Genomic DNA, 12,546 nt, shown 5'->3' on the forward strand with positions numbered 1-12,546 from the left:
CCGCCGCGCCCCGCATCCCACGCGGGGCGCGGCTCTTTTATGGACGGGGACGGCCTTAGGGGTGTGGCAGAGGGTGCCGCCCCTCTTGGTCCCCCCTTGAGGGGGGTGGCCGCGTCTTCGCGGCCGGGGGATGTTCTTACAGCCCGCCAACGCCCCGGGATCCTGAACATCCCCCGGTTCGCTCCCGCGAACCGCCCCCCTCAAGGGGGGACCCAAGGCGGAGAATGCCGGGTTCCTGCAACTTCCCCCCGCGCGGCCCCCTGTGCTATCCTGCCTATATCGGCGCGCGGGGCGCCTGGTGGAGGGTGCGCATGATTTCGGTCAAGTCGCTGCGGGTGGACTACGACACCGTCACCGCCGTGGAGGATCTGGACCTGGAGGTGGCGCCGGGGGAGATCTTCGGCCTGCTCGGTCCCAACGGCGCGGGGAAGACCTCCACCATCAAGGCCATTGCCCGGGCCATCGAGCCGACCTACGGCGAAATCCGCATTGACGGCGTGGACCCCGACGTCCACCCGGAGGAGGCCTGGCGCCGCATCGGCTACATGCCCGACCTCCCGCCGCTCTACCCCGACCTGACGGTCCGCCAATACCTCGACGTGTTCGCCGCCGCGCACCTCGTGGCCCGCCCCGGACGGGCGGACCGGGTGCGCGACTGGGCCGCCCGGGTGGACCTCGAGAAGAAACTCGACACCCGGGTCTCCGAGCTTTCGCGGGGCATGAAGCAGCGGCTCGTGCTGGCGAAAACGCTGCTCCCCGAGCCGAAGGCGCTCCTCCTCGACGAGCCCGCCAGCGGCATGGACCCCATCGCCCGCGTCGAGATGCGCCGCCTCCTTCACGAGGCCGCCGCCAACGGCGCCGCCGTCGTCATCTCCAGCCACATCCTGTCCGAGCTCGACGAGCTCTGCACCGCCGTCGGCGTCATGGAAAAGGGCCGCATGGTCGTCTCCGGCAGCATCGCGGACATCCGCCGCCGCCTCGAGACGGGCGTGCGCCTGCGCATCCGCCCGGCGGGTGCCACCTCCGCCGAAGCCGTCGCCGCGTTCCTGGAGGGCAATCCGCTCGTCTCCGGACCCGCCGTCGCCGCAGGACAGTGCCTTGCCGAGTTCCACGGCACGGAGGACCAGGCGGCGGAGCTGCTGTCCGCCCTCGCGGGCGGCGGCCTCACCGTCGCCGAGTTCGCCCTGGAGCACGAGAGCCTCGAAAGCCTCTTCATGCGCATCGGTGCACGAGAGACGTCATGAAACTGGTGCCGCTCCGCGACAATCCGCAGTTCCTCAAGGGGTTCTACCTGCGCACCCGCTTCCCCGAGGTCATCTTCGAGCCCGTGCTGGCCGCGCTGGTGCTGGTGGTGTTTCTGGTCCTGTGGACGCCGATGGGGGGAGGGCCGCTGTCTTGGAAAGCGCTTGTGCTGGTGCTAGCCGGGATGCAGGTCTGCCTCGCCCTGTTACTCGCGCCGCTCGCCGTGGTCCGTCTGACGCTTTTGGATAGAATGGCGGGAGTGGTGGATTTTTACCGCGCGTCCCCGCTGCCCACCCGAAACCACCTGGTTGGGCTGGTTCTGGGGGGGGTGTTCCCCGAATGGCTGCTGGGGGGCGCGCTGTTTCTTCTGTTCCTTCCCATCGCCCACGCGGCGGGTATTCCCTGGCACCTGTCCTGCGCCTTTGCCGCTAGCCTCCTCCTGTCCAGTCTGGTGCTCGCTCTCGGGCTCTCCGGTTCAGCGGCGGGAAACGCGCGAACGGGCGGAGAAGGGCTGATCGTTTTTGTTCTCATGGCCTATGGAATGGCGCTGCTCTTTGCCGGCAAAGAGGGGTTCGGCATGTGGATTCACGCCGCCGGCGCGCCCGTCGTGAGGGCGGTCCTCACGCACCACCATTTGACGGCGGGGGAGGGATATGGATTGGGGCAGACGCTTGTCCTGGTGGGGTTTCAGGCGGCCATGCAGCTGCCCCTGCTGCTGCTGGGATGGGTTTCCCTTTGGCGGGGGTTTCGCGGGCCGCGCTGGCACAACGGCCGGAAATTCCAGGCGCTGCTCCTGTCGGTCTACGTCTTCTGCTGCCTCCTTCCTGGCGGCGGGTGGTCGGTTCCACAGGGCCTTTCCCCTGCGCGGGTCGGAAACGGCGTTGTCATGCGGGACCCCGAGGAAACGAATGCTGAGAGGGAGGTTCAGGACTATTGGTGGCAGCACCGGGGGATGGTGGTCGTGTGCGGCGGGATGGCCGCCGCACTCCTGCTGGGGACCATGGCTGCGGCGACTCCGGCGCGGGGCGAGACCGTCCGCGGCATGCGCAGAGCGCTAAAGACTGGCGCGCGCCGCGCGGCATTGCTGGACGACTGGGCGCTCAACCCGCCCGTCATGGTTGGCGTTAGTCTGGTTTCACTTCTTGCCATAGCGGCGTTTCACGCCACGGGGGTGGTTCATCTCACGGCGGGCGCGGCCTGCTGGCTGGTCCTGGTCTTCCTGGGCTGCCTGTGGTTCGCCCTGCTCCACCAATACGTTCAGCTCAGGTGGGGCTCCCGCGCCCGGCAGATGTTCATCCTGTTTGTTCTGGCCACCTGGGTGATCCTTCCCCTGGTCGCGCTTTTCAACCCCTTCGGCATGATTCTATCCCCCTTCCTGCCCTTCGGCCTTCTGCTGGCCAACTTTCCGAGTTTCTTTGACGCCGGAACAAGGGGAGAGTGGGTTACCCCCGCAACCTTCATTTTTCTCGCGGCGGACCTCATGCTTGTGTGCGTCTTCTCGGGGATTCTGTGGGCGCAGTACCGGCGAGTTTGTGAGGCCGTGAGTGGAAAGCGGCCGGACGGAAAAGATGATGCGGAGACTCGTCCTCTGGACAAAGGAACGGGGGGCGGTTCGGCGCCCGCCACACCTGAAGTGACCGGGCGCGTCGGCGCGAGGGAAACGTCATGAAACTGGTTTCGCTTCAGGACAATCCGCAGTTCCTCAAGGGGTTCTACCTGCGCACCCGCTTTCCCGAGGTCATCTTCGAGCCCGTGCTGGCCGCGCTGGTGCTGGTGGTGTTTCTCGTGCTGTGGGTGCCCATGGCCGATGTGGAGGGGGCCTGGAGCGCTCTGGCCGCCGTGACGGGGGCCATGGCGCTGTTTGTCGCGGGGTTTGTCGCGCCGGTCGCGGTGGGGCGCATGGCCATGGCGGAGGTGCGCGAGGGCACGCTGGATTTCTACCGCGCCTCCCCGCTGGCGGCGCGCAACCATGTGGCCGGGCTTGTGGTGGGCGCGGGGTTTCCCGAATGGGCGCTTGCCGGGGTGCTGCTGCTCGTCTTCGTGCCTTCCGCCCTCGTGGCGCGGTTTCCGTGGCATTTGGTCTGCGCGTTTGTGCTTTCCTGCGCCATGACCAGCGCCCTCCTGATGTTCGCTTCGGCGACGGTTGGCCTGAACACGCAGGATGGAAAACGGGGAAACGGCGGGCTGATTGCGGTGGTCGCCGTGGGGTTTCTCGTGTGGCTCATGGTCGTGGGGCGCCTGAGCGACCGCGCGGACACCGTCTGGGCGCACATGGTCGGCTTGCCCCTTCTGGTGATCATGGCGAACGCGGGGAGCCTCCGAGGCGGCGGGTTTGGCGCGGGGGATTCGGCCGTGCTGCTCCTGCTTCAGTGTGCGATGCAGGCGCCCCTGTTTGTCCTGTGCTGGGTCAACCTGTGGCGCGCCTTCCGCGGCCCGCGCTGGCACAACAGCTGGAAACTCCAGGCGCTGCTGGTCGCCGTGTACGCCTTCTGCTGCCTGATTCCCAACGGCACCGTGGGGCGGCCGCCGTTGACCCCGGCGGAACAGCAGAACGCGCAACGCATGGGGGACCTCCCGGAGAAGCCGCAGGGCGCCGGCGGACTGAGCGCCTCCGCCGTCACCATGGCCCTCCTGCTGGGCACGATGGTCGCCGGATCGCCCGGGGCGGCGCAGGTGGCCCGGGGCCTCCGCCGGGCGCGCAAGGCCGGCAAACGGGGCGTCTCCTGGCTGGACGACTGCGCGGTCAGCGCGACGGCCATGCTCGCCGTGACGGGCGTGTGCCTGCTGGCCCAGGGGGCGCTGTACGCCGCCGGCATCTCCCGGTTCACCCCCCAGATGGCCCTCGGATTCCTGCTCCTATGCCTCAACCTTCTGTTTCTGGCCCTCTTCTACCAGTGCGTGCAGATCGGCTGGGGCGCGCGGGGCCGAAAACTCTTCATGCTCTACATTATTGTCGCGTGGGTGGTCCTTCCCGCGGTCCTGCGGTTCAACATGGTTGGGATGCTCCTGGCCCCCTGGCTTCCCTTCACGCTGCTGATCGTCGGCTCGGGGATGCCCCTCGGCGAGGAAGTCGTCGCCGAGGCAACCGCCGCCACCGCCGCCGCCCTCGTGCTAAACGCCGCGTTGGCCTGCGCGGCCGCCGTGGTCCTCCACAACCAGTACCGGCGCCTGAAGGAGCAGGTTTTCAAAGCGTAATCCGGCGGGCCGGCGGATGCGAAAGGAATCGCCCGGCGGGTGAGCGGGGGCTGTGGCTTCGAGGAAGAGGGCGCGGCAAGCAGCGCCCCTACATGCGCTTGCCATGAGCCACACCAGGCGCGCGGCTCGTAGGGGCGCTACTTGCTGCGCCCCTACATGCGCTTGCTATGAGCCACACCAGGCGCGCGGTTCGTAGGGGCGCCGCTTGCTGCGCCCTCTTTGCGCCCACCGGGGGCGCCGCTTGCCGCGCCCCGGAGTTTGGGGGTCAGCGGCCGCTTTCCGCGGCCGGGGCGAGCAGCGGCAGGAGGGCCTGCTCGAAGGCCTCGGCCTTTTTCCCGATGCCCCAGGTGCGAAGGTGGCAGATGTCGGTGAACATGTCCGCGCCGCCGGTGAAGGCGGCGGCGACATCGAGGCAGGGGAGGTTCTCCCGTTCGCAGAAGGCACGGACGCGGCGGTTGTAGGCGTCCACGAGGCGGCAGTAGCCCGCCATGTTCACGAGCCGCCCCCAGAGCATGGTGCCGACGCGGTGCTCGTAGAAGGCGCGCTCGTCGGGCGGGAGGTGCTCGTAGTCGGGCCGGGCGAAGGTGGCGGGGGCGAAGTCCGCGCCCTGGGCGCGGCAGGCCTCCGCCAGACGGCCCAGATGGGCGATGAGGGTCTCGTCCACGATGCGGTCGAGGGCGGCGTCGCCGGGCAGGAGCAGGGGGCCCAGGTAGTCAAACACGAACCGGGACCGCCCGAGCAGGTTCCGCAGGTTTGCCAGGGTGCCGGCCCGGGCGGGGTTTGTCCACTGTTCCACGAGCAGCGGCACGTCGTTCACGAAGTTGTAGTGGATGACGAGGTCCGGCTGGAGGGCCAGATAGTCGGGCAGGTGCTCCGCCTCGCCGCCCGCGCCCAGCGCGAAGATGCCCGCGTTCACCACGTCCACGCCGCGCCCCGGCAGGGATTCCCGCAGCCGCGCCTCGAGGATGTTGGGCCAGGTCAGCTCGTTGGTCACCCCCTCGGCGGTGGTGGATCCGCCGATGCAGACGATGCGGTAGACGCCTTCGGGTTTGGGCAGGACGACCTCGTCGTCGCGGAACCCGCGGGCGTTGGTGCGCAGGTCAATGAAGTCGGCGTGGCGCAGGTTGGGCCGGAGGGTGGTCCAGAGTTTTTCCCATTGGGAGGCGCGGAGGAACACGCCGACCTGCTCCGGGGCGGCGGCGTCTTTGGGGAAGGGGTGAAAGGCGAACTGGACGACCCGGGGCTCCCCGCCGCCGTCCGGGGGCAGGGGGTAGTCGCGGAACTGGCGGGCGCCGCCCCAGGCCATGCCGAGGGCCGCGCGGGCGTCCCCGGCCACCTCGGGGGGCAGGGGGGCGAAGAGGTTCGCCGCCCCGGCGATCTTCGCGGCGACCTCGGCAACCTCGGGGGCCGTCTGCGGGGACTCCGGCCTCCATCCCTCCACCACCGCGCCCGCGGGGCCCGTCTGAAAGGCGGCCCAGCCGCGTTCGGCGAGGAAACCGGTCCGTTCGGCGGGGTTCAGGGCGAGGAAGGCGTCGCGCGCGCGGACATCGGCGTCCGTATCGGGGGGGGCGGGGGCGTGGCGGGCGATGACGTCGGCGTCCTCGGCGGCGCGGGTGTCATACAGCCGCGCCTCGACGGCCCGGACGCGGGACAGGGACTTCCCCGCCCTCCAGACGGCAAACGCCTCCACGAGAACGGCGGCAACGACACCCCATGCGACCAGGGAGAAGGCGAAAAGCAGAACCCGCCGTTTCATGGGCTGCTCCGGCCCGCCCGGAACACGATTTCGCTATTGCGGCGGGCCCGTGCGCGGCTTAGGCGGCACTTATGCCGCGGATCTGGGTGACGAGCGTGATGATCATGGTGATCAAACTCAGGATGCCCATGATCGCATCAATAATGCTGAAGAGGTCCTGGGCCCGGGCGGGGCGCCGGGTGATGAGGGGGGTGCGGGTTGCCATGTCTTTGTCTCCGTGCTTTCGGGGACGCCGGGGGCTCCGGAGCCGGACCCTCCGGCGGTGACCCGCCGGTTGCTTCCGGAAGTATAGCAAGTTTGGCCCAAAAAAGCGACGCCCCCGGCAAGAACCGGGGGCGTCGGAAAGGGGCGGAATCAGGTGTTGATCTTCGGGATGCTCTCGGCGCCCTTGCGCAGGGACTCCTCGTCGAGGGCGATGTCCTGCAGGTTGCCCGACAGGTAGTTGTCATAGGCGGTCAGGTCGAAGTGGCCGTGGCCGCTGAGGTTGAAGAGGATGGTCTTCGCCTCGCCGACCTCCTTGCAGCGCAGGGCCTCCTCGACGGCGCCGCGGATGGCGTGGCTGGACTCGGGCGCGGGAAGGATGCCCTCGCACTTGGCGAAGAGCAGGCTGGACTCGAAGCAGGGGTTCTGCATGAGGGCCAGCGCGCCGATGCACCCCTCCTTCTTCAGGTGGGCCACCTGGGTGGCCACGCCGTGGTAGCGCAGGCCGCCCGCGTGGATGCCCGGCGGCATGAAGTTGTGGCCCAGGGTATACTGCTTCATCAGCGGCGTCATGCCGCCCGTGTCGCCGAAGTCATAGGCGAAGGGCCCGCGGGTCAGGGTCGGGCAGGCGGCCGGCTCGACGGCCACGCACCACACATTGCTCTTGCCGTCCAGGCGGTCCTTCACGAAGGGGAACGCGACGCCGGCGAAGTTGGACCCGCCGCCGCAGCAGCCGATGACCACGTCGGGGTACTCGCCCACGCTCTCCAGCTGGAGCTTGGCCTCCTGGCCGATGATGGTCTGGTGCATGCACACGTGGTTGAGGACGCTGCCCAGGCTGTACTTGATGGAGCCGCCGCTCTTGGCCGCGATCTCCACGGCCTCCGAGATGGCCATGCCCAGGCTCCCCGTGGTGCCGGGAAAGTCCTGGTTGAACTTGCGGCCGATGTCCGTCTCCATGCTGGGGCTGGCGACCACGCGGCCGCCGTAGGCCTGCATCACGCTCTTGCGGTAGGGCTTCTGCTCGAAGCTGATCCGCACCATGTAGACCGTGCACTTCATGTCGAACATGGCGCACGCGATGGAGAGCGCCGTGCCCCACTGGCCCGCGCCGGTCTCCGTGCTCAGCTCGTTCACGCCCTCCATCTTGTTGTAGTAGGCCTGCGCGATGGACGTGTTGATCTTGTGGCTGCCCGCCGGGCTCACGCTCTCGTTCTTGTAGAAGATCTTCGCCGGGGTGCCCAGGGCCGCCTCCAGCCGGTACGCCCGGCGCAGCGGCGTCGGCCGGTACAGCAGCAGCTTGTCCATCACCTCGCCGGGAATGGAAATGTACCGCTCCGCGCTCATCTCCTGCGCGATCAGCCCCATCGGGAAGATGGCGGCCAGGTCCTCCGCCTTCACCGGCTGCTGCGTGCCGGGGTGCAGCACGGGCGCCATCGGCGTCGGCATGTCCGCGTTGATGTTGTACCACGCGTCCGGCATCTTCTTGGGGTCAAGCAGGATGTTGTACTCGTTCATTGCTCGGTTTCCTGATGAGGGTTGACTGCGGCCCGGGCGGGGTCCGGGCCGGTAACACCCGAAGCGCCCGCGTTATTGTAAAGAATTCCGGGAGAAAAACCAAACCGGGCGCTCCCGCGCGGATGCAATACCCCCTCCGGGGCGGCTACAATGGCCCAGGACGCGCGCCGCGCGCGGGGAAGAACCATGGAAAACACGGGCCCCGGACAGCACAGCACCCCCCCGGAGATCGTCGTCGTTTCCGGACTGCCCCGTTCCGGCACCTCCATGATGATGCGCATGCTGGCGGCGGGCGGCATGCCCCTGTTCACCGACGACGCGCGCGCCGCGGACGAGGACAACCCCCTGGGCTACTTCGAGCACGAGGCGGTGAGGCGCCTGCGGGAGGACGCCTCCTGGGTGCCCGGGGCCGCGGGAAAGGCCGTCAAGGTGGTCTCGTTCCTGCTTCCCGCCCTCCCGGAGGGATTTCTCTACCGCGTGATCCTCATGCGGCGGCCCCTGGAGGAGGTGCTCGAATCGCAACGGCGCATGCTGGAGCGCCGGGGCGCCCCCGCGGCGGACGACGACGCGCGCATGGCCGCCCTCTTCCTTCGGCACCTGGCGGCGACGGAGCGGTGGCTTGCCGCGCGGCAGGGCGTGAGGGCGCTCGCCGTGGACTACGCGGAGGCCCTGGCCGCGCCCGCGGACACGGCACGCCGGGTGGCCGACTTCCTCGGCGGCGGGCTCGACGCCGCGGCGATGGCGGCGGCGGTGGACCCCGCGCTGCGGCGCGCGGGGCGGCCAATAAAGAAATAATTCCTTAAAGTTGCAATAGAGAAATTTTTCTTGGTATACTGCGCGGCGACCGGCCTCGCAGTGCGGCGTGGGGCGCGCGGCCCCGTTACGGCGGCGCGCCCCACGCCGAAAACAGGAAGACCGGAGGAAAGGGCCCCTGCGGGCCCGTTCCGGACGGGAGCGAACGACAAGGCATGAACGATCTGCTTTCCTGGAAGAACCGGCTGACGACCACGCTGGCCATGGAGCTGCTGGCGGCGCTCTCGGGGCTGGCGCTGGTGGGGTTCATTCTCGGCCACCTGGGCGGCAACTTTCTGCTGTTCCTGGGCCCGGAGGCCTTCAACGCCTACGCGGCGCGCCTCCAGTCGCTGGGGCCGCTGCTGTGGCTGGCGCGCGGCGGGCTGCTGGCGGCGGCGGCGGCGCACATCTCCATGACCGTGTGGCTGAAGCTGCGCAACCGCGCGGCGCGCGGCGGGGCGGCCTACGCGGTGTCCGCGCGGGCGGCGGACCGCGCCGTGGGCACGCGCACCATGATCTACACGGGCGTCATCATCGCGTGCTTCCTGCTGCTGCATGTCTGCGATTTCACCCTCTCCGACAAGGCGGGCCCCCGGTCCGTGGTGAACGGCGGGAGCCTGCACCTGTACGGCGTGGTCTTCAACGGGTTTGCGAACCCCGTCCGGTCGCTGCTGTACATCGTGGCGGTGTGGGCGGTGGGGCTGCACTTCACCCACGTCATCTCCAGTTTCTGGGTGACCCTGGGCATTCTCAGCGACCGGGCGACGCGTCTGGCCGACCGGGCCGCCCGCACGGCGGGGATCCTCGTGGCCCTGTCCTTCACGTCCATTCCCGTGTTCATTCTCATCAAGGCGCATTTCCTGGGGTGACCCGCCCCGTCGTCCATAGGAGCCCACAGTCATGCTGAATTCCAAGATTCCCGGCGGACCCCTCGCCCAGAAATGGTCCCGGCACCAGTTCGAGATGAAGCTGGTGAACCCCGCCAACAAGCGGAAGTTCACGGTGATCGTCGTGGGGACCGGGCTCGCGGGCGCGTCCGCCTCGGCCTCGCTCTCCGAGCTGGGCTACAACGTGAAGACCTTCTGCATCAACGACTCGCCCCGGCGCGCCCACAGCATCGCCGCGCAGGGCGGGATCAACGCGGCCAAGAACTACCCGAACGACGGCGACAGCGTGCACCGGCTCTTCTACGACACCGTGAAGGGCGGGGACTACCGGGCCCGCGAGGCCAACGTGCACCGCCTGGCCGAGGTGAGCTCCGCCATCATTGACCAGTGTGCCGCCCAGGGCGTGCCCTTCGCGCGGGACTACGCGGGCTACCTCGACAACCGCTCCTTCGGCGGCGCGCAGGTGTCGCGCACCTTCTACGCGCGCGGCCAGACGGGCCAGCAGCTCCTGCTGGGGGCCTACGGCGCCCTGATGAAGGAGGCGGCCGGCGGCAACGTGACGCTGTTCCCGCGCCGCGAGATGGCGGAGCTGGTGGTGGTCAACGGGCGCGCCGCGGGGATCGTGGTCCGCAACCTGCTCACGGGGAAACTGGAGACCCATCTCGGCGACGCCGTGGTGCTGGCCACGGGCGGCTACGGAAACACCTTCTACCTCAGCACGAACGGCAAGACCTGCAACGTGTCCGCCGCGTGGCGGGCGCACAAACGCGGCGCCTGCTTCGCCAACCCGTGCTTCACGCAGATCCACCCCACCTGCATCCCCGTGCACGGCGACCTCCAGTCGAAGCTGACGCTCATGAGCGAGAGCCTGCGCAACGACGGGCGCATCTGGGTGTCCCGCGTGCCCGGCGAGACCCGCCACCCCAACGACATCCCCGAGGGGGACCGCAACTATTACCTCGAGGAGAAGTACCCGAGCTTCGGCAACCTCGTGCCCCGGGACGTGGCCTCGCGCAACGCGAAGACCGTGTGCGACGCGGGCTTCGGCGCGGGCGGCGGCAACGCGGTCTACCTGGACTTCAGCGACGCCATCCGGCGCCAGGGCGCGGCGGCCATCCGGGAGAAGTACGGCAACCTCTTTGACATGTACCAGCGGATCATGGACGACGACCCCTACACCGAGCCGATGATGATCTTCCCGGCGATCCACTACACCATGGGCGGGCTCTGGGTGGACTACAACCTCATGAGCACCGTGCCGGGGCTGCACGTCATCGGCGAGGCCAACTTCTCCGACCACGGCGCGAACCGGCTGGGCGCGAGCGCCCTCATGCAGGGCCTGGCCGACGGCTATTTCGTCCTGCCGTACACCCTCGGCGACTACCTCGCCCAGGCGGGCCCCGCAAAGACCCCGGAGGACGCCCCCGAGGTTCGCGAGGCGGAGCAGTCCGCCGCGGACCGCATCACGCGGCTCATGGGCATCCGCGGCAGGCGCACGGTCAACGACATCCACCGCGAGCTCGGCCTGCTGCTCTGGGAGAAGTGCGGCATGGCCCGCAACGAGAAGGGGCTCACGGAGGCCCTCGCCCGAATCCCCGAAATCCGCGACGAGTTCTGGGGCAACGTGAACATCCCCGGCGAGTCCGGCGGCTTCAACCAGGTGCTCGAGCGGGCCGTGCGGCTGGCGGACTTCCTGGAGTTCGCCGAGCTGATGGTGCTGGACGCCCTGGAGCGCCGCGAGTCCTGCGGCGGCCACTTCCGCGAGGAGTCGCAGACCGAGGACGGCGAGGCGAGGCGCGACGACGAGAACTTCAGCCATGTGTCGGCGTGGGAGCACACGGGCGAAGGGAAGCGCCCGGTCCTGCACAAGGAGCCCCTCGTGTTCGAGGTGGCGCACCCCAGCCAGAGGAGCTACAAGTAATGGACAACCGGACCATCTCCCTGACCCTGAAAGTGTGGCGGCAGCCCTCGGCGGACGCGCCCGGAACCTTCCAGACCATCGCCGCGAAGGACGTCTCCACGGACATCTCCTTCCTGGAGATGCTCGACATCGTGAACGACGGCCTTGAGGCGCGCGGCGAGGAGCCCGTCGCCTTCGACCATGACTGCCGCGAGGGCATCTGCGGCTCCTGCGGCGCCGTCGTCAACGGCCAGGCCCACGGCCCCCAGGCCGCCACCACCCTCTGCCAGCTCCACATGCGCAAGTTCAACGACGGCGACACCATCATCATCGAGCCGTTCCGCGCGCGGGCGTTCCCGGTCGTCAAGGACCTCGTGGTGGACCGCGGCGCCCTCGACCGCATCATCCAGGCGGGCGGCTACATTTCCGTGCGCACCGGCGCCGCGCCCGACGCCCACGCCGTCCCCGTGAAGAAGGACGACGCGGAGCGGGCCATGGACGCCGCCGCCTGCATCGGCTGCGGCGCCTGCGTCGCCGCCTGCCCCAACGCCTCCGCCAGCCTCTTCACCTCCGCGAAGATCACCCAGCTCTGCAAGCTGCCCCAGGGCCACCCCGAGCGCAACCGCCGCGTCGTCGCCATGGTGCGCCAGATGGACGCCGAGGGATTCGGGAGCTGCTCGAAGCACTACGAGTGCCAGGCCGCCTGCCCCAAGGAGGTCAAGGTCGAAAACATCACCCTCATGAACCGCGAGTACCTGCGCGCCCTCGCCGGACTGGACTGATCCGCCGGACAGGGCGGACGCGCGCCGCGGCAGTGGCGGGAACGAGGTTGCTTCGCTGCGCTCGCAACGACGGGGAGAACACGCGTCGTTGCGAGCCCCAGACCGCCCGGCGGCGGGAATGTCGTTGAAGAAAGGCGTGTCAGGCGTCAGATGTCGCGGGAGCCCCCGCACGTTCTTGGCGGGTCCGTCTGTTATGTGGAGTGCGGTGGCAGAGCGAAGCGGCGACACCGCTTTGCCCGGGGAGGGTCCATGCCGCACCCCTCCCGGCAGCTC

Annotated in this window: 10 protein-coding genes; 7 read left to right on the forward strand and 3 right to left on the reverse strand. The window is 69.0% G+C overall.

Annotation, left to right across the window (positions count from 1 at the left end):
- Positions 1 to 311: 311 nt before the first annotated feature.
- Genes GXY15_00230 through GXY15_00240 form a run of 3 tightly spaced genes read left to right on the forward strand, consistent with a single transcriptional unit; the run spans position 312 to position 4,437 of the window.
- Complete coding sequence (locus GXY15_00230; GenBank protein ID NLV39643.1) at positions 312 to 1,244, forward strand: ABC transporter ATP-binding protein; 933 nt, start codon at positions 312 to 314, stop codon at positions 1,242 to 1,244.
- Entirely contained in the window at positions 1,241 to 2,911 is a 1,671-nt protein-coding gene (locus tag GXY15_00235) for a hypothetical protein (protein NLV39644.1), read from the forward strand. The genes GXY15_00230 and GXY15_00235 overlap by 4 nt, the downstream gene beginning before the upstream one ends.
- Positions 2,908 to 4,437 (forward strand): hypothetical protein, encoded by a 1,530-nt coding sequence (locus GXY15_00240; GenBank protein NLV39645.1) that lies wholly within the window; start codon positions 2,908 to 2,910, stop codon positions 4,435 to 4,437. Before GXY15_00235 ends, GXY15_00240 begins: the two co-directional genes overlap by 4 nt.
- A 265-nt stretch (positions 4,438 to 4,702) precedes the next feature.
- Here the strand turns inward: GXY15_00240 and GXY15_00245 are convergent, their stop codons facing one another.
- The 3 genes from GXY15_00245 to GXY15_00255 form a co-directional block, all read right to left on the reverse strand.
- Complete coding sequence (locus GXY15_00245) at positions 4,703 to 6,193, reverse strand: hypothetical protein (GenBank protein ID NLV39646.1); 1,491 nt, start codon at positions 6,191 to 6,193, stop codon at positions 4,703 to 4,705.
- A gap of 58 nt (positions 6,194 to 6,251) precedes the next feature.
- The gene (locus GXY15_00250) at positions 6,252 to 6,398 is read right to left on the reverse strand and encodes a hypothetical protein (GenBank protein ID NLV39647.1); all 147 of its coding nucleotides are present in this window, start codon (positions 6,396 to 6,398) and stop codon (positions 6,252 to 6,254) included.
- Between the two features lie 149 nt (positions 6,399 to 6,547).
- Entirely contained in the window at positions 6,548 to 7,912 is a 1,365-nt protein-coding gene (locus tag GXY15_00255; GenBank protein ID NLV39648.1) for a TrpB-like pyridoxal phosphate-dependent enzyme, read from the reverse strand.
- A gap of 186 nt (positions 7,913 to 8,098) precedes the next feature.
- Here GXY15_00255 and GXY15_00260 point away from each other — a divergent pair, with 186 nt between their 5' ends.
- The 4 genes from GXY15_00260 to GXY15_00275 all read left to right on the forward strand — a co-directional run bounded on the left by GXY15_00260 (position 8,099) and on the right by GXY15_00275 (position 12,273).
- Entirely contained in the window at positions 8,099 to 8,707 is a 609-nt protein-coding gene (locus tag GXY15_00260) for a sulfotransferase (GenBank protein ID NLV39649.1), read from the forward strand.
- 173 nt (positions 8,708 to 8,880) lie between these two features.
- Complete coding sequence (locus GXY15_00265; GenBank protein ID NLV39650.1) at positions 8,881 to 9,573, forward strand: hypothetical protein; 693 nt, start codon at positions 8,881 to 8,883, stop codon at positions 9,571 to 9,573.
- A 31-nt stretch (positions 9,574 to 9,604) separates the two neighbouring features.
- The gene (locus tag GXY15_00270; GenBank protein ID NLV39651.1) at positions 9,605 to 11,512 is read left to right on the forward strand and encodes a fumarate reductase/succinate dehydrogenase flavoprotein subunit; all 1,908 of its coding nucleotides are present in this window, start codon (positions 9,605 to 9,607) and stop codon (positions 11,510 to 11,512) included.
- Between the two features lie 14 nt (positions 11,513 to 11,526).
- Entirely contained in the window at positions 11,527 to 12,273 is a 747-nt protein-coding gene (locus GXY15_00275) for a succinate dehydrogenase/fumarate reductase iron-sulfur subunit (protein NLV39652.1), read from the forward strand.
- The last annotated feature ends 273 nt before the right edge of the window (positions 12,274 to 12,546 follow it).

Source organism: Candidatus Hydrogenedentota bacterium (genome assembly GCA_012730045.1).
In the GTDB taxonomy this organism is placed as follows: Bacteria; Hydrogenedentota; Hydrogenedentia; order Hydrogenedentales; family CAITNO01; genus JAAYBR01.